The organism is Arthrobacter sp. NPDC057259 (assembly GCF_042668995.1).
GTDB lineage: Bacteria > Actinomycetota > Actinomycetes > Actinomycetales > Micrococcaceae > Arthrobacter.
Map to the genome: position 1 here is coordinate 19,749 of NZ_JBHUYA010000004.1, position 15,250 is coordinate 34,998.

22 protein-coding genes are annotated in these 15,250 nt (G+C 64.6%); 19 read left to right on the top strand and 3 right to left on the bottom strand.

Annotated elements, in window-relative coordinates; translation table 11 throughout:
- The first annotated feature begins 28 nt into the window (after positions 1 to 28).
- From rplV to map, 17 genes are all read left to right on the top strand, one after another.
- Positions 29 to 394 carry a 50S ribosomal protein L22 gene (rplV, locus tag ACFUCU_RS07835; RefSeq protein WP_003803798.1) on the top strand — a complete coding sequence of 122 codons (366 nt, stop codon included), beginning with the start codon at positions 29 to 31 and terminating at the stop codon, positions 392 to 394.
- Positions 395 to 1,222, top strand: a complete 828-nt coding sequence (gene rpsC, locus ACFUCU_RS07840; protein WP_290255928.1) for a 30S ribosomal protein S3 — start codon at positions 395 to 397, stop codon at positions 1,220 to 1,222. It begins immediately after the preceding gene.
- On the top strand, positions 1,223 to 1,639 hold the full coding sequence (gene rplP, locus ACFUCU_RS07845; protein WP_056737809.1) for a 50S ribosomal protein L16: 417 nt from the start codon (positions 1,223 to 1,225) through the stop codon (positions 1,637 to 1,639).
- Positions 1,640 to 1,641: 2 nt separating this feature from the next.
- Positions 1,642 to 1,971 (top strand): 50S ribosomal protein L29, encoded by a 330-nt coding sequence (gene rpmC, locus ACFUCU_RS07850; protein WP_290255927.1) that lies wholly within the window; start codon positions 1,642 to 1,644, stop codon positions 1,969 to 1,971.
- A complete protein-coding gene (rpsQ, locus tag ACFUCU_RS07855) occupies positions 1,968 to 2,276 on the top strand; it encodes a 30S ribosomal protein S17 (RefSeq protein ID WP_056737811.1) in 309 nt (102 codons plus the stop codon). Before rpmC ends, rpsQ begins: the two co-directional genes overlap by 4 nt.
- Positions 2,277 to 2,971: 695 nt before the next feature.
- Positions 2,972 to 3,340 (top strand): 50S ribosomal protein L14, encoded by a 369-nt coding sequence (gene rplN, locus ACFUCU_RS07860; protein ID WP_003803789.1) that lies wholly within the window; start codon positions 2,972 to 2,974, stop codon positions 3,338 to 3,340.
- A 3-nt stretch (positions 3,341 to 3,343) separates the two neighbouring features.
- A complete protein-coding gene (gene rplX, locus ACFUCU_RS07865; RefSeq protein WP_290255926.1) occupies positions 3,344 to 3,703 on the top strand; it encodes a 50S ribosomal protein L24 in 360 nt (119 codons plus the stop codon).
- The gene (gene rplE, locus ACFUCU_RS07870) at positions 3,703 to 4,284 is read left to right on the top strand and encodes a 50S ribosomal protein L5 (protein WP_290255925.1); all 582 of its coding nucleotides are present in this window, start codon (positions 3,703 to 3,705) and stop codon (positions 4,282 to 4,284) included. Before rplX ends, rplE begins: the two co-directional genes overlap by 1 nt.
- Positions 4,285 to 4,362: 78 nt before the next feature.
- Positions 4,363 to 4,761 (top strand): 30S ribosomal protein S8, encoded by a 399-nt coding sequence (gene rpsH, locus ACFUCU_RS07875; RefSeq protein WP_018769139.1) that lies wholly within the window; start codon positions 4,363 to 4,365, stop codon positions 4,759 to 4,761.
- Between the two features lie 18 nt (positions 4,762 to 4,779).
- Positions 4,780 to 5,316, top strand: coding sequence for a 50S ribosomal protein L6 (rplF, locus tag ACFUCU_RS07880; RefSeq protein ID WP_290255924.1), 537 nt, complete (start codon positions 4,780 to 4,782; stop codon positions 5,314 to 5,316).
- 2 nt (positions 5,317 to 5,318) lie between these two features.
- Entirely contained in the window at positions 5,319 to 5,702 is a 384-nt protein-coding gene (gene rplR / locus ACFUCU_RS07885) for a 50S ribosomal protein L18 (RefSeq protein WP_290255923.1), read from the top strand.
- A gap of 26 nt (positions 5,703 to 5,728) precedes the next feature.
- Positions 5,729 to 6,409: a 30S ribosomal protein S5 gene (gene rpsE, locus ACFUCU_RS07890; RefSeq protein ID WP_290255922.1), complete on the top strand. Its 681-nt coding sequence runs from the start codon at positions 5,729 to 5,731 to the stop codon at positions 6,407 to 6,409.
- A gap of 3 nt (positions 6,410 to 6,412) precedes the next feature.
- A complete protein-coding gene (gene rpmD / locus ACFUCU_RS07895; protein ID WP_056626615.1) occupies positions 6,413 to 6,619 on the top strand; it encodes a 50S ribosomal protein L30 in 207 nt (68 codons plus the stop codon).
- Positions 6,620 to 7,111, top strand: coding sequence for a 50S ribosomal protein L15 (gene rplO / locus ACFUCU_RS07900; RefSeq protein WP_364133347.1), 492 nt, complete (start codon positions 6,620 to 6,622; stop codon positions 7,109 to 7,111).
- Positions 7,112 to 7,301: 190 nt separating this feature from the next.
- Positions 7,302 to 8,612 (top strand): preprotein translocase subunit SecY, encoded by a 1,311-nt coding sequence (secY, locus tag ACFUCU_RS07905; protein ID WP_290255920.1) that lies wholly within the window; start codon positions 7,302 to 7,304, stop codon positions 8,610 to 8,612.
- Positions 8,613 to 8,617: 5 nt separating this feature from the next.
- Positions 8,618 to 9,187, top strand: coding sequence for an adenylate kinase (locus ACFUCU_RS07910; protein WP_377971848.1), 570 nt, complete (start codon positions 8,618 to 8,620; stop codon positions 9,185 to 9,187).
- A 106-nt stretch (positions 9,188 to 9,293) separates the two neighbouring features.
- Positions 9,294 to 10,121: a type I methionyl aminopeptidase gene (map, locus tag ACFUCU_RS07915; RefSeq protein ID WP_377971849.1), complete on the top strand. Its 828-nt coding sequence runs from the start codon at positions 9,294 to 9,296 to the stop codon at positions 10,119 to 10,121.
- 111 nt (positions 10,122 to 10,232) lie between these two features.
- On the opposite strand, the gene ACFUCU_RS07920 is transcribed toward map, so the two are convergent.
- The 3 genes from ACFUCU_RS07920 to ACFUCU_RS07930 all read right to left on the bottom strand — a co-directional run bounded on the left by ACFUCU_RS07920 (position 10,233) and on the right by ACFUCU_RS07930 (position 13,544).
- Positions 10,233 to 11,579: an ABC transporter substrate-binding protein gene (locus tag ACFUCU_RS07920; protein WP_377971850.1), complete on the bottom strand. Its 1,347-nt coding sequence runs from the start codon at positions 11,577 to 11,579 to the stop codon at positions 10,233 to 10,235.
- A gap of 85 nt (positions 11,580 to 11,664) precedes the next feature.
- Positions 11,665 to 12,597, bottom strand: coding sequence for a carbohydrate ABC transporter permease (locus ACFUCU_RS07925; protein ID WP_290255916.1), 933 nt, complete (start codon positions 12,595 to 12,597; stop codon positions 11,665 to 11,667).
- Complete coding sequence (locus ACFUCU_RS07930; protein WP_364133336.1) at positions 12,594 to 13,544, bottom strand: sugar ABC transporter permease; 951 nt, start codon at positions 13,542 to 13,544, stop codon at positions 12,594 to 12,596. The genes ACFUCU_RS07925 and ACFUCU_RS07930 overlap by 4 nt, the downstream gene beginning before the upstream one ends.
- Before the next feature lie 247 nt (positions 13,545 to 13,791).
- On the opposite strand from ACFUCU_RS07930, the gene ACFUCU_RS07935 reads away from it, so the two are divergent.
- Complete coding sequence (locus tag ACFUCU_RS07935; RefSeq protein WP_377971852.1) at positions 13,792 to 14,814, top strand: P1 family peptidase; 1,023 nt, start codon at positions 13,792 to 13,794, stop codon at positions 14,812 to 14,814.
- Between the two features lie 181 nt (positions 14,815 to 14,995).
- Positions 14,996 to 15,217 carry a translation initiation factor IF-1 gene (gene infA / locus ACFUCU_RS07940; RefSeq protein ID WP_009358723.1) on the top strand — a complete coding sequence of 74 codons (222 nt, stop codon included), beginning with the start codon at positions 14,996 to 14,998 and terminating at the stop codon, positions 15,215 to 15,217.
- The last annotated feature ends 33 nt before the right edge of the window (positions 15,218 to 15,250 follow it).

Sequence of the window (15,250 nt, forward strand, 5' to 3'; positions counted from 1 at the left end):
TTACGTCAAAGACGAGAGAAGGAAAGCAATGGAAGCCAAGGCAATTGCGCGTCACATCCGCGTAACGCCTATGAAGGCCCGGCGCGTCGTCAACCTTGTTCGTGGGAAGCAAGCGAACGAGGCTCTGGCAATTCTGAAGTTTGCCCCGCAGGCAGCTTCTGAGCCGGTATTCAAGGTAGTTCAGTCGGCAATCTCCAACGCCCGGGTCCTCGCGGACCGCGACGGCGTGGCGTTTGACGAAGGTGACCTCATCATCAGCGAAGCGTTTGTTGATGAAGGCCCGACCATGAAGCGGTTCCAGCCGCGCGCCCAGGGTCGTGCATTTCAGATCAAGAAGCGCACGAGCCACATCACCGTGGTAGTCGCTACCCCGGAGAAAGAGGAGGCTCGCTAAGTGGGACAGAAAGTAAACCCGCACGGGTTCCGACTCGGCATCACCACCGATCACGTATCGCACTGGTTCGCCGACAGCACCAAGTCCGGCCAGCGGTACAAGGACTTCGTTCGCGAAGACATCCGCATCCGCCAGCTCATGTCCACGGGCATGGAGCGCGCCGGTATTGCCAAGGTTGAGATCGAGCGCACCCGCGACCGTGTCCGCGTGGATATCCACACGGCTCGTCCGGGCATCGTGATCGGCCGCCGCGGCGCCGAAGCAGACCGCATCCGCGGCGAGCTCGAAAAGCTGACCGGCAAGCAGGTCCAGCTGAACATCCTCGAGGTCAAGAACCCCGAGATGGAAGCCCAGCTTGTTGCCCAGGGCGTTGCAGAGCAGCTGACTTCCCGCGTGGCTTTCCGCCGCGCGATGAAGAAGGCCATGCAGTCCGCGCAGCGTGCCGGTGCCAAGGGCATCCGTATCGCTTGCTCGGGTCGACTGGGTGGCGCTGAAATGTCCCGCTCGGAGTTCTACCGCGAAGGCCGTGTGCCCCTGCACACCCTCCGCGCGAACATCGACTACGGCTTCTACGAGGCCAAGACCACCTTCGGCCGCATCGGCGTGAAGGTCTGGATCTACAAGGGTGACGTCACCGCCAAGGAACTGGCCCAGCAGGCTGCTGCTGCCCCGTCCCGCGGCCGCGCCGGCGACCGTCCGGGCCGTCCCGGTGGCGCCGACCGTGGTGACCGCCGTCGTCGTAACGACCGTCCGGCCGCCGACGCAGCTCCTGCTGCCGAGGCTCCGGCAGAGGCGGCTCCGGCCGCTGCAGAAGGAGGACAGGCTTAAATGCTTATCCCACGTCGAGTCAAGCACCGTAAGCAGCACCACCCGGGTCGTTCCGGCGCTGCCACGGGTGGCACCGAGGTTTCGTTCGGTGAGTGGGGTATCCAGGCTCTGAGCCCGGCATACGTCACCAACCGTCAGATCGAATCCGCCCGTATCGCGATGACCCGCCACATCAAGCGTGGCGGCAAGGTCTGGATCAACATCTACCCGGACCGTCCGCTGACCAAGAAGCCGGCCGAAACCCGCATGGGTTCCGGTAAGGGTTCGCCGGAATGGTGGGTCTCCAACGTCAAGCCGGGCCGGGTTCTCTTCGAACTCTCCGGTGTCAATGAAGAGGTAGCTCGCGAGGCCCTGCGCCTGGCAATCCACAAGCTGCCGTTGAAGGCACGCATTGTGCGTCGCGAAGGTGGTGAATAGAAATGGCAGTAGGGTCGAAGGAACTCGCACCCAAGCAGCTGGACGGTTTCGACAACGAGCGTCTCGTTGAGGAACTCCGCAAGGCGAAGGAAGAGCTGTTCAACCTGCGTTTCCAGTCCGCCACCGGACAGCTGGAGAACCACGGTCGTCTGCGCGCGGTAAAGAAGGACATCGCACGCATCTACACCGTTCTCCGCGAACGCGAGCTGGGCATTCGTGCCGAGGTTGCCGCACCGGTTGTGGAAGCCAAGGAAGAAAAGAAGTCCAAGAAGGCTGCAACCAAGAAGGCTGACAAGGCCGACGAGGTTGAGACCGAGGAGGACGCCAAGTGAGTGAAAAGGACGAGAACGTGACGGAAACTGTTTCCGACGCTGCCAAGGCTGACGAGCGCGGTTACCGCAAGACGAAGCGCGGCTACGTCGTCTCGGACAAGATGGAAAAGACCATCGTTGTCCAGGTCGAAGACCGCGTGAAGCACGCGCTCTACGGCAAGGTCATGCGGCGCAACACCAAGATCAAGGCTCACGACGAAGAGAACAGCGCCGGCATCGGCGACCTGGTTCTCCTCGCCGAGACCCGCCCGCTCTCCGCTACCAAGCGGTGGCGCCTGGTCGAGATCCTCGAAAAGGCCAAGTAGCATCTGCTGCCTCCCCGTCAGGGGAACCGGCTAGGAAACCCCCGTTCCCGTCTGGGAGCGGGGGTTTCGCCGTTCCCGGAGGCAGCCGCAACACCGTGGGACGCTCCCTCACTTCTGGTGCGTTTCCGTGGGACGCTCCCGCACTTCTGGTGCGTTCCTGCCTGCGGGACGCTCCCTCACTTCTGGTGCGTTCCTGCGGGACTCTCCCGCTTTTGCGGTGCGTTGCTGCAGGACCCCGAGGCGGATCTAAGGGAGCGTCGGGGAGGGGCGCCCGGATGTGAGGGAGCGTCGGGGAGAGCGCGCCGGATGTGAGGGAGCGTCGGGGAGAGCGCGCCGGATGTGAGGGAGCGTCGGGGAGAGCGCGCCGGATGTGAGGGAGCGTCGGGGGAGTGGCCGCCGGATCCGGAGGGTCTGTGGTAATGGGCGATTCTCTGCCGTGGCCCGGGCCGTGCTAAGATATTGAGTTTGTATGGCGCCTTTCGTGTGCCATCGTCAACCTCGTAAACAATCGTGCCACGGCATAGTGCATGCCCGCGCCCCAGGGCGCACGGGATGCAACTGCTTTTGGCACGGGCGTTTAGGCCTGGTCTGGCAAAATCCAGGCAGGTCAAGAGACACCCCGATCAACCGTTCCGCAAGGCTCATTCCGTAGCAAGATCACGGCCTGAGAACCGGCGCGACGCAAGGAGTAAATAGTGATTCAGCAGGAGTCGCGACTCAAGGTCGCCGACAACACGGGTGCTAAGGAAATCCTTACCATTCGCGTTCTCGGTGGATCCGGTCGTCGCTACGCAGGCATCGGCGACGTCATCGTCGCCACCGTCAAGGATGCAATCCCGGGCGGCAACGTAAAGAAGGGCGATGTCGTCAAGGCTGTCATCGTCCGCACCAAGAAGGAACGCCGCCGTGCGGATGGTTCCTACATCAAGTTTGACGAGAACGCAGCTGTGATCCTGAAGAACGACGGTGACCCCCGCGGTACCCGTATCTTCGGACCGGTTGGTCGTGAACTGCGCGACAAGAAGTTCATGAAGATCGTTTCTCTGGCTCCGGAGGTGCTCTAGTCCATGGCTAAGATCAAGAAGGGTGACCTCGTTCAGGTCATCACTGGCGCCAAGGCTGAGCGCGGCGGCGACCGCGGCAAGCAGGGCAAGGTCCTGCGCGTGTTCCCCGAGACCAACCGCGTGCTGGTCGAAGGCATCAACCGCGTCACCAAGCACACCAAGGTCGGTCAGTCGCAGCGCGGCACCAAGACCGGTGGCATCGAGGTCGTTGAGGCCCCGATCCACATCTCCAACGTGGCCCTGGTTGACCCCTCCACCAAGAAGCCCACGCGCGTCGGTTTCCGCACCGAGACCGTTGAGCGCGATGGCGTGAAGCGCGAAGTGCGCGTCCGCGTGGCCAAGAGCTCAGGGAAGGACATCTAATGACTGAGACTCTCGAGACTCCGGCTAGCAAGATCGTTCCTCGTCTGAAGACCAAGTACGCCGATTCCATCAAGAGCGCGCTCGTTGAGGAATTCAAGTACGACAACGTCAACCAGGTTCCCCGCCTGGTGAAGGTCGTTGTGAACATGGGTGTTGGAGATGCCGCCAAGGACTCCAAGCTGATCGACGGCGCCGTCCGCGACCTGACCCTGATCACCGGCCAGAAGCCGCAGGTCACCAAGGCCCGCAAGTCGATCGCACAGTTCAAGCTGCGCGAAGGCATGCCGATTGGTGCTCACGCCACCCTCCGTGGCGACCGCATGTGGGAATTCCTGGACCGCCTTGTCACGCTGGCTCTGCCGCGTATCCGGGACTTCCGGGGCCTCAGCGGCAAGCAGTTTGATGGCAACGGCAACTACACCTTCGGTCTGACCGAGCAGGTTATGTTCCACGAGATCGACCAGGATTCTATCGACCGCGTCCGCGGTATGGACATCACCGTCGTGACCACTGCCAAGACCGACGACGAAGGCCGCGCGCTGCTCAAGGCGCTGGGCTTCCCGTTCAAGACCGAAGACTAATCCAGCTACATAAAAGGTCCGCACGCCAGTCACTAGGCCGGCAGCGGAAACCGTTATGAGGAAGGGCAAGAGCCCACCATGACTATGACAGATCCTGTCGCAGATATGCTTACGCGTCTGCGCAACGCAAACTCGGCATACCACGATTCCGTGTCTATGCCTTACAGCAAGCTCAAGGCTCGCGTCGCCGACATCCTTAAGGCAGAAGGCTTCATCGCCGGCTGGAAGGAAGAAGACGCGGAGGTCGGCAAGAAGCTGACCCTCGAGCTCAAGTTCGGTCCGAACCGCGAGCGTTCCATCGCCGGTGTTCGCCGTATCTCCAAGCCGGGTCTCCGCGTTTACGCGAAGTCCACCAACCTGCCGCACGTGCTGGGTGGCCTGGGTATCGCAATCCTGTCCACCTCTTCCGGCCTCCTGACTGATAAGCAGGCCGGCAAGAAGGGCGTGGGCGGCGAAGTCCTCGCGTACGTCTGGTAACGGGAAAGGAAGAGAATAATGTCACGTATTGGACGTCTCCCCATCACCGTTCCTGCCGGCGTTGAGGTCAAGGTTGACGGCTCTGTCGTCTCCGTCAAGGGTTCCAAGGGAGAGCTGAGCCACACCGTGCCCAGCCCGATCGAGGTCGCCCTGGAAGATGGCACCCTGACCGTCAGCCGCCCGAACGACGAGCGCGCCTCCCGTTCGCTGCACGGCCTGACCCGCACCCTGATCGCCAACATGATCCAGGGTGTCACCGCAGGCTACGAGAAGAAGCTTGAGATTGTCGGTACCGGTTACCGCGTCCAGGCCAAGGGTTCTGACCTGGAGTTCGCTCTGGGCTACAGCCACCCGGTCAACGTCTCGGCTCCGAACGGCATCACCTTTGCAGTTGAGACCCCGACGAAGCTCTCTGTTTCAGGTATCTCCAAGCAGCAGGTCGGCGAAGTTGCTGCCAACATTCGCAAGCTGCGGAAGCCCGACCCGTACAAGGGCAAGGGTATCCGCTACGCCGGCGAGGTCATCCGCCGCAAGGTCGGAAAGGCTGGTAAGTAACCATGGCCATCGCAATTAACAAGAAGCGTACGAACAAGAGCAAGTCTGCCCAGCGCAGCCGCCGCCAGCTTCGTATCCGCAAGCGCATTTCCGGTACGGCCGTACGTCCCCGCATGGTCGTCAACCGTTCGGCCCGCCACGTATTCGTCCAGGTTGTCGATGACACCAAGGGCCTGACCGTGGCAAGCGCCTCCACCCTGGAAGCCGACCTGCGCGCGTTCGACGGCGACAAGACCGCCAAGGCCAAGCGCGTCGGCGAGCTCGTTGCCGAGCGTGCCAAGGCTGCCGGCATCGAAGCTGTCGTCTTCGACCGCGGTGGTAACAAGTACCACGGCCGGATCGCCGCCGTCGCTGACGGCGCACGTGAAGGTGGGCTGGCACTGTGACCGAAAATAACGAAAAGGACACTCAGGTGACTGAAGCTGTAGCTGCTCCGGCAACCGAGACCGCTGCGCCTGCTACCACCGACGACCGCCGTGGCGGTGCCCGTCGTGGCGAGCGTGGCGACCGCGGCCAGGGCCGTGGCGACCGTGGTGGCCGTGGTGGCCGCGACGGCGGCCGCGAAGCGGAGAAGAGCCAGTTCGTAGAGCGCGTCGTAACCATCAACCGTGTTTCCAAGGTCGTCAAGGGTGGTCGGCGCTTCAGCTTCACCGCCCTCGTCGTCGTCGGTGACGGCAACGGTATGGTCGGCGTCGGCTACGGCAAGGCCAAGGAAGTTCCCGCCGCCATCGCGAAGGGCGTTGAAGAGGCCAAGAAGTCCTTCTTCCGCGTTCCCCGCATCGGCAGCACCATCCCCCACCGCGTTCAGGGTGAGGCCGCCGCAGGCGTCGTCATGCTGCGCCCGGCGTCGGCTGGTACCGGTGTTATCGCCGGTGGTCCGGTCCGCGCGGTCCTGGAGTGCGTGGGCATCCACGACATCCTCTCCAAGTCGCTCGGTTCCTCCAACGCCATCAACATCGTTCACGCGACCGTTGACGCGCTGAAGCGCCTCGAAGAGCCGGCAGCAGTGGCAGCACGCCGCGGCCTGCCCCTCGACGAGATCGCGACGCCGGCAATGGTGAAGGCGATCATGAACCAGAAGGCAGGTGTCTGAGTCATGGCGAAGAACCTGATTCCGTCCGACGCTCAGTTGGAGATCACCCAGATCAAGTCCGCCATTGGCGGCAAGCAGAACCAGCGCGACACCCTTCGGTCCCTCGGCCTGAAGCGGATCGGACACACCGTTGTCCGCACCGCCGACGCCGTGACCGTTGGCATGCTGAACACGGTTCCGCACCTGGTAAAGGTAGAGGAGGCGAAGTAAATGGCCGAGAAGAACACCGCCGAGAAGGCACAGGGCGCTGCTGAGAAGCAGAACGCGCTGAAGGTTCACCACCTGCGTCCCGCCCCGGGTGCCAAGACCGCCAAGACCCGCGTTGGTCGTGGTGAGGGCTCCAAGGGTAAGACCGCCGGTCGTGGCACCAAGGGCACTGCAGCCCGCTACCAGGTCAAGGCTGGCTTTGCCGGCGGCCAGCTGCCGCTGCACATGCGCCTGCCGAAGCTGCGCGGCTTCAAGAACCCGTTCCGGGTTGAGTTCCAGGTTGTAAACCTGGACAAGCTCAACGAGCTGTTCCCGGAAGGTGGCACTGTCACCGTGGAGAACCTGGTCGAAAAGGGCGCCGTTCGCAAGAACCAGCCCGTCAAGGTGCTGGGCACCGGCGACATCACCGTCAAGGTTGACGTCACCGCCCACGCATTCTCGGCCAGCGCCGCGGAAAAAATTGCCGCAGCCGGCGGAAGCACCACCGCCCTCTAAGGAGGCGGCGGGGCTGATGCCCGTTGCATAAAACTCCCGGCACCCTGGGGCTCACGCCTCCGGGTGCCGGGAGTTTTTTCACACCCGGACCCCCTGTCGATTGTTCGCAGGGAGCTTCCAACCGCTAGACTCGGTTGTTGGGTTTGTTTGACCTATCTCACACGATTTTACTTATTACACAGGAGGACGCTTGCTTAGCGCATTTGGCCGGGCCTTTCGCACGCCTGATCTGCGACGCAAGTTGTTGTTCACGCTGGGAATCATCACCATCTTCCGCTTGGGTGCCTTCATCCCCTCGCCCGGTGTGAGCTACCAGAATGTCCAGCAATGCTTGCAGAACGGTCAGACCTCGGGCGGGATCTACCAGCTCGTCAACCTGTTCAGCGGCGGTGCACTGCTCCAGGTCTCCATCTTCGCCCTGGGGATCATGCCCTACATCACCTCCAGCATCATTGTGCAGCTGCTCCGCGTGGTCATCCCGCGGTTCCAGCAGCTCTACGAAGAGGGTGCCTCCGGCCAGTCGAAGCTGACCCAGTACACCCGGTACCTGACGATCGCCCTGGGCCTGCTGAACGCCACGACGCTGGTGTCGCTGGCGCGCTCCGGCCAGCTGCTGCCGAACTGCCAGCTGCCGATCATCCCGGACTCAAGCATCATCACCACCATCCTGATCGTCATCACCCTGACGGCCGGCACCGGCCTGATCATGTGGATGGGTGAGCTCGTGACCGAGAAGGGCGTGGGCAACGGCATGTCGCTGCTCATCTTCACCTCGATCGCCGCCGGCTTCCCGACGTCGCTCGGCGCCATCTGGAAGGCCCAGGGGCCCGGCACGTTCTTCCTGGTGCTGCTGATCGGCCTGCTGACCGTGGCCCTGGTGGTCTTCGTCGAGCAGTCCCAGCGCCGCATCCCGGTGCAGTACGCAAAGCGCATGATCGGCCGCCGCACCGTGGGCGGCACCAGCACCTACATCCCGATCAAGGTGAACATGGCCGGCGTCGTGCCCGTCATCTTCGCCTCGTCGATGCTGTACCTGCCGGGCCTGATCGCACAGTTCAACGCGCCCAAGCCGGGCGAGCAGATGGCCCCTTGGGTTGAGTGGATCAACAACAACCTGACCAAGGGCGACCACCCGATCTACATGGCCCTGTACTTCGCACTGATTGTGTTCTTCACGTACTTCTATGTTGCGATCACTTTCAACCCTGAAGAAGTTTCTGACAACATGAAGAAGTACGGCGGCTTCATTCCGGGCATCCGTGCCGGCAAGCCGACCGCGGACTACCTGCAGTACGTGCTTTCCCGGATCACCTTGCCCGGCGCGATCTACCTGGGCTTCGTTGCCCTGATCCCGCTCATCGCCCTGGTCCTGATCAACGCCAACCAGAACTTCCCGTTCGGTGGCACCTCGATCCTGATCATGGTGGGCGTTGGCTTGGAGACCGTCAAGCAGATTGATGCGCAGCTACAGCAGCGTCACTACGAAGGGCTTTTGCGATGACGAGAATGTTGATTATCGGACCTCCCGGCTCCGGCAAGGGAACGCAGGCGGAACGCATTTCGGAGCGCCTCGGCGTCATTGCGATCTCCACCGGCGACATCTTCCGGGCCAACGTCAAGGGCGAGACGCCGCTCGGCCTCGAAGCCAAGAAGTACATGGACGCCGGCGACTTCGTCCCGGACAGCGTGACCAACAAGATGGTCCGCGACCGTCTCTCCGAGGGCGACGTCGAGGCAGGGTTCCTGCTGGACGGATACCCCCGCACCACCGCCCAGGTGGACTACCTCGACGGGGTCCTGGCCGACAACGACCAGAAGCTCGACGTCGTCCTGCAGCTCACTGCCGACGACGAGGAGCTCGTCACCCGGCTCCTGGGCCGCGCCAAGGAAACCGGCCGCAGCGACGACAACGAAGCCGTCATCCGCCACCGGTTGGACCTGTACCACGGCCAGACCGAGGCGGTCGTCAACAAGTACGCCGAACGCGGCATCCTGACCCGCGTGGACGGCATCGGCGGCATTGACGAGGTCACCGACCGCGTCATGCAGGCCATCAAGGCAGCACAGTCCGCCTAGGACCCGCCGCAAACCGTTGAGGCTCCTCCCGCACTGCCGGGAGGGGCCTCAGGCATTTGTCCGCCATCCCGCCAGGGGCGGCGGCACCACCGAGAGGACGCAGAGTATGGCATTCGGCCAGACGCGCATTGAATACAAGACCAACGCCCAGATGCGGACCATGCACGAGGCCGGCCTGGTGCTGAGCCGGGCGCTCGACGCCGCCGTCGCCGCGGCCGTCCCCGGCGTCACCACCAAGGACCTCGACGCCGTCTTTGCCGGCGTCCTCAAGGACGCCGGGGCCACGTCGAATTTCCTCGGGTACCACGGCTTCCCCGCCACCATCTGCACCTCGGTCAATGAGGAAGTCGTGCACGGCATCCCGGGCGACCGGGTGCTGAACGACGGCGACATCATCTCGATCGACGGCGGCGCGATCGTTGACGGCTGGCACTCGGACTCGGCCCGCACCGTGATCGTCGGTACCGCAGACCCCGAGGACCAGCGCCTCTCCGACGTCACGGAGGAAGCCATGTGGCGGGGGATCGCGGCCCTGGCGAAGGGCAAGTTCGTCGGCGACATCGGTATCGCCGTTGACGACTACGTCTCCTCCGTCCCGGGCAAGCCGCTGGGCATTCTTGAGGACTACGTGGGCCACGGCATCGGCTCCGCCATGCACATGCCCCCGGACGTACTTAACTACCGCACCAGCCACCGCGGGCCCAAGATCCGTCCCGGACTGTGCCTGGCGATCGAGCCCATGCTGGTGCGCGGCAGCATCGACACGGCGGTGCTGGAGGACGACTGGACCGTCGTCACCACCGACGGCGCCCGTTCATGCCAGTGGGAGCACTCCGTGGCCGTGCACGAGAAGGGCATCTGGGTCCTGTCCGCACCCGACGGCGGCGCCGCGAAGCTCGCCCCGCTCGGAGTCGTGCCCGTTCCGATTCCTTAGCGTCCCGTGACCCCGGGGGTGCCGCCGCACGACGCCCCCAGTGACACAGAAAAGCCCTGGTGCTGCGGGGATTCCCGCAGCACCAGGGCTTTTACGTGTCGCCGTCCGGTGCTAGCTCTTCAGCTTCGGCTTGACGTCCTTGGTGTAGATCCCGTCGAGGGTGGTCTTCAGGTCCGTCATGGTGGCCTTGACGTCGCCCTGCTGGGTGAGGATCTTGGCAGCGGCCTTGGCCATTTCCTGGTCCGCGCCGGGCAGGAATACGCGGGCGTTGTCCTGGACGTGGGTCACGGCGAGCTGGTCCATGGCGGTCTTGATCTGCGGGGTCTTGGCGAGCACCGCGGTCATGTCCGCGGACTTGCGGATCGGCATGTAGCCGGTGGCGGCGGAGAAGGCCGCCGTGCTCTCCGGCTCCGTCATGAACTTCAGGAACGTCGCGGCGGCCATCTGGACTTCCTTGCTGACACCGCTGGGGATGCCCAGGCCGGCGCCGCCGGTGGGGCAGACGCCGGTGTCCTTCTTCGGGCCGCCCGGCAGGAAGCCGACGCCCACGTTGAACTTGGCGGACTGCAGGACGCCCAGCAGGTCACCGGTGGAGGAGATCGTGGCGGAGGCGATGCCGGCGGCGAAGTCGTCTGCGGCGTTCTTGGACGAGACGCCGGCCCACTTGTCCTTGTAGACGGAGTCCTGGGCCCACTGCAGGGCCGCCACGGACTCGGCGGAGTCGCAGTTGAGGTCCCAGCCGTTGGACCAGCTGCCGCCCCAGCCCCAGAGGTTGTTCTGAAGCGTCCAGCCGGCGTAGCCGGCCAGTGCCGGGTACATGTAGGCGTAGCTGGCGCCGGAGGCGGCCTGCAGCTTCGGGGCCCACTCGCCGAATTCCTGCCAGGTTTTCGGTGCCCGGTCCGGCAGGCCCGCGGCCTTGAAGTGGTCCTTGTTGTAGTAGAACAGCGGGGTGGACCGGCCGTAGGGGAGGGCCCACTGCTTGTCGTTGTACTTGTAGTCATCGACCAGCGACTTCTGGAAGTCGCCCATCTTGAAGTCCAGCTGCTTGATCAGGCCGTCGAGCGGGATGATGTTGCCGTTGGTGTAGTAGCGGAACCACCAGACGTCGGAGAGGACCACCAGGCCGGGCAGGGCGGACTTGGCCGCCTGGGAGGTCTGGAACTTCTGGGCAATCTCCTCGTAGTTGGCGCCGGCGGTGATCAGGTTGACCTTGATGTCCGGGTACTTGGCCTGGAACTTGTCGATGATGGCCTTCTCGACGTCCTGGGACTTGCCCGGGTGGCTGGTCCAGAAGTCGAAGGAGCCGGCCGGCTTCACGCCGGTGAAGTCGATGTCGGATGCGCCGGTGGTGGCGCCTCCGCCGCTGGTGGACGGTCCGCCGCAGGCGGCCAGGGCCGCGGCACCGGCGCTGGCGCCGGCGAGGCCAAGGAAGTTACGGCGGTCGAGTTTGGGGGCCATGATGGTTCCTCTCGGGAAAGGTTGACTCGATTGAAGCGTGGTGGAACGGGGAAATCGGGTGTGGGCGGAGGGCGAGCCTGGACGGCTACCCGGTGACGCTGCCCTGGGTGAGGCCGGCGACGATGTACCGCTGCAGCGCGGCGAAGACCAGCAGGATGGGGACGATCACCAGCATGGCGCCGGCCATCAGGATGCCCCAGCCCGCGCCGTTGCCCTCGGAGTTCTGCAGCAGGGTCAGGCCCACCGGCAGGGTCATGGTCTCGGGCCGGTCGGTGATGATCAGCGGCCAGATGTAGTCGTTCCACTCGCTGACGACGGTGACGAGGGCGACGGTGGCGATCGAGGGCAGCGAGACCGGGGCGACGACCTGCCAGAGGCGGCGCCAGTGGCCGGCGCCGTCGATCTCCGCGGCCTCAAGGATGGACCCGGGGAGGGTCAGGAAGTGCTGGCGCAGCAGGAACGTGCCGAACGCGGTGCCCAGGCCGGGGAGGATGATGCCCCAGAGGGTGTTCTTCCCGCCGATTCCGGCGATCAGGATGTAGTTCGGCAGGATGGATACCTGAGGCGGCACCATCAGGGCCACGAGGATCACGATGAAGATGACGTTCTTGAACGGGAACCGGACGAACACCAGGGCATAGGCCGTGAGGATGGCCAGGATGACCTTCACCGTGGAACCGACCGTGGTGACGATCAGGCTGTTGATGAAGAACTGGCCGAACGGCACGGTGGTCATGGCCACCTTGTAGTTCTCCAGGTTGAAGCTCTGCGGCAGGATCTTCAGGTCCGTGGTGACGATCTCGCCGGGAGTCTTGAGCGAGCTGAGCATCATCCACAGCAGCGGGACGACGACGACCAGGGTGGCCAGGATCAGCGGCACGTAGCCGCCGACGATCGTCTGGACCAGGTTGGCGCGGGAGAACGGGCGGTTCCGTTGCGGCGGCAGGTCCTGGTTCGCGCCTGCCGCGGGGGCGGCCCCGGCCGCCGGATCGGGACTGACGGGGGAGAGCGTGCTCATGAGTAGTGCACCTTACGTTCGACGAACCGCACCTGCAGCACGGTGATGATGAGCAGGATCGCGAAGAGGATCACGGAGATGGACGCGGAGTAGCCGGCCCGGTTGTAGGCGCCGAAGGCCTGCAGGTAGGCCTCGTAGATCAGCGTGGAGGTGCCGTTGCCCAGCGGGGTCATGATCCGGATCAGGTCGAACGCCTGCAGGGAGCTGAGCAGCGTGGTGATCAGGAGGAAGAAGGTAGTCGGGGAGAGCAGCGGCACGGACATGCTGACGAAGCGGCGGAAACCGTTGGCGCCGTCGAGGGACGCTGCCTCCATGACGTCCTTGGGCAGCGACTGCAGCCCGGCGAGGTACACCACGGCGCAGTAGCCGAGGTTCTTCCAGATGTAGACGATGATGACCATGACCAGCGAGAGCTGCGGGTCGTTAATCCACTGGGGGCTCTGCTGGCCGATGCCGCGCAGCAGCCAGGAGAGCACGCCGTAGCCCGGGTCGAAGATGAACAGCCAGACCAGGCCGACGCCGACGCCGCTAAGGACGTAGGGGGCGAAGACGGCGGAGCGGGCGAAGGTGGTGCCGCGGACCTTGGCGTTCAGGGCCAGGGCCACCAGCAACCCCAGGATCATCGAGCCGCCGACGGTGACGACCGTGAAGACCGCCGTGGTGCCGAGCACGTTGGGTGCATCGGCGCTGGTGAAGAAATTGATGTAGTTGTCGAAGCCGACGACGGTCGCCGAGGCGGAGCCCAGCGTCCAGTCCAGCGTCGAGTAGTAGATGTTGTTGATCAGCGGCAGGTAGGTGAACACCGCGATCAGGGCCAGGTTGGGCAGTGCCAGCGCGAGAAATACGAAGAAGTCCCGGCGGGTCCTGGCGGACCAGCGTCCCCTGCGCCGGGCCGGTGCGACGGCCGCGGCGGTAGCCGCAGGCCTGTCAGTCAATTGTCTTGTCATGGTGCGTCTCTAACGGATCCAGGCCTGCCACTGGCAGGCGTTCGGGCGGGGGGATCAACATACACTTCATCACACACTTGGTGGGTGGAACCCCGCACAAGGCCCCGTCAGAGCTTTGTTATGCCAGGCTTCCTTGCCCGTTTACCTTCTGTTGGTTGCAGTATTCCACACCGTTCGCCTGTGGTCAGGGATGCTCGGATTGGCGAACCGGGCACCAATTCCGCCCGGCCCGGCGCACAATGGAGCCATGACGGGGATCACGGATGTACCGGGGATCAGGGTGGGCCATGCCGGCCGCCGCGGCGGGGGCTGGCTGAGCGGGGTGACGGTGGTGCTGCCGCCGCCCGGGACCACCGGCTCGGTCGACGTCCGCGGCGGCGGACCCGGCACCCACGAGACCGACGCCCTGGACCCCACCACCCTTACGGCCACGGTCGACGCCGTCGTCCTCACCGGCGGCAGCGCGTTCGGCCTTGCCGCCGCTCACGGTGCGCAGCGGTGGTGCGAGGAGCAGGGGAGGGGATTCGCCGTCCCCGGCGGGGTGGTTCCGATCGTGCCCGCCGCGGCGATCTTCGACCTGGGCCGGGGCGGCGACTTCGGCGCCCGCCCGGACGCGGCCATGGGCTACGCGGCTACCGCGGACGCCGCCGCCCGTCCGGAAGGGCACGACGTCGAACGCGGCAACGTCGGCGCCGGCACCGGAGCCCTGATCGGCCGGGGCCAGTTCAAGGGCGGCATCGGTACAGCGTCGATCACCCTGGACAACGGCGTCGTCGTAGGGGCCATAGCCGTAGTAAACGCGCTGGGGTTACCTTTTGGCACATCGCCGACGCGGGTGGAACCCGGCAGCGTGCGTCTAAGCGACGAAGGAGCGAGCACGCAGAGGGTTGCGCCCGTGCCGGCGGAAGCCAGCCACGGCCCGGAGGGCGCGCAAGCGCCGCAGCTGCCGCCCCTCAACACGACCCTCGTCGTCGTCGCCACGAACGCCATCCTGGACAAGGCCGAGTGCAAGCGCACGGCCTCGGCGGCGCATGCCGGTCTGGCACGGGCGCTGAACCCGAGCCACACCCTGGCCGACGGGGACACGGTCTTCTGCCTCGCCACGGGCGCCCTCGCGCTGGACCGCGACACCGACGCGGCGCGGCAGCTGAGCCTGATCACGCTGCAGAGCGCGGCGGCGGACGCCGTGCGTCAGGCGATCCTGGACGGGGTCGACGCCGCGGTCGACGAGACCACCCCGGCGGGCCGGTTTCGTGCATACCGGCGCTGAGTGCGCTAGCATGACTGGATTTAACATTCGGCCTTCGATGCCGTAATGTTGACTGTTGGTTGTCTGCCCTGCTGTGCCCTTTTGGGGAGCGGTAGCCGGGAGGCAAGCAAGAAATCACAAACGTTCGCGGCCGCATCCGGTGCAAACCGGGGTGCCGCGGCAACAACAGTTAGCGGAGGGTATGGCCAAGAAGGACGGGGTCATTGAGATCGAGGGCGTTGTGACCGAGGCGCTGCCCAACGCGATGTTTCGCGTTGAGCTCACCAACAAGCACATCGTTCTGGCACACATCTCTGGAAAGATGCGACAGCACTACATTCGGATCCTCCCCGAGGACCGCGTAGTGGTGGAACTGAGCCCTTACGACCTGACACGTGGTCGTATCGTCTACCGCTACAAATAACCACTGGACGGCCGTGGCATCAGCCAGGGTCCG

Bases quoted from the DNA above. Each gene is read 5' to 3' on its own strand.
- rplV (WP_003803798.1), top strand. From the start codon at position 29: ATGGAAGCCAAGGCAATTGCGCGTCACATCCGCGTAACGCCTATGAAG.
- ACFUCU_RS07935 (WP_377971852.1), top strand. From the start codon at position 13,792: ATGACGGGGATCACGGATGTACCGGGGATCAGGGTGGGCCATGCCGGC.
- rplE (WP_290255925.1), top strand. From the start codon at position 3,703: ATGACTGAGACTCTCGAGACTCCGGCTAGCAAGATCGTTCCTCGTCTG.
- rplF (WP_290255924.1), top strand. From the start codon at position 4,780: ATGTCACGTATTGGACGTCTCCCCATCACCGTTCCTGCCGGCGTTGAG.
- ACFUCU_RS07920 (WP_377971850.1), bottom strand. From the start codon at position 11,579: ATGGCCCCCAAACTCGACCGCCGTAACTTCCTTGGCCTCGCCGGCGCC.
- rplR (WP_290255923.1), top strand. From the start codon at position 5,319: ATGGCCATCGCAATTAACAAGAAGCGTACGAACAAGAGCAAGTCTGCC.
- rpmD (WP_056626615.1), top strand. From the start codon at position 6,413: ATGGCGAAGAACCTGATTCCGTCCGACGCTCAGTTGGAGATCACCCAG.
- ACFUCU_RS07925 (WP_290255916.1), bottom strand. From the start codon at position 12,597: ATGAGCACGCTCTCCCCCGTCAGTCCCGATCCGGCGGCCGGGGCCGCC.
- rplX (WP_290255926.1), top strand. From the start codon at position 3,344: ATGGCTAAGATCAAGAAGGGTGACCTCGTTCAGGTCATCACTGGCGCC.
- rpsH (WP_018769139.1), top strand. From the start codon at position 4,363: ATGACTATGACAGATCCTGTCGCAGATATGCTTACGCGTCTGCGCAAC.
- ACFUCU_RS07930 (WP_364133336.1), bottom strand. From the start codon at position 13,544: ATGACAAGACAATTGACTGACAGGCCTGCGGCTACCGCCGCGGCCGTC.
- ACFUCU_RS07910 (WP_377971848.1), top strand. From the start codon at position 8,618: ATGTTGATTATCGGACCTCCCGGCTCCGGCAAGGGAACGCAGGCGGAA.
- rplP (WP_056737809.1), top strand. From the start codon at position 1,223: ATGCTTATCCCACGTCGAGTCAAGCACCGTAAGCAGCACCACCCGGGT.
- rplO (WP_364133347.1), top strand. From the start codon at position 6,620: ATGGCCGAGAAGAACACCGCCGAGAAGGCACAGGGCGCTGCTGAGAAG.
- map (WP_377971849.1), top strand. From the start codon at position 9,294: ATGGCATTCGGCCAGACGCGCATTGAATACAAGACCAACGCCCAGATG.
- infA (WP_009358723.1), top strand. From the start codon at position 14,996: ATGGCCAAGAAGGACGGGGTCATTGAGATCGAGGGCGTTGTGACCGAG.
- rpmC (WP_290255927.1), top strand. From the start codon at position 1,642: ATGGCAGTAGGGTCGAAGGAACTCGCACCCAAGCAGCTGGACGGTTTC.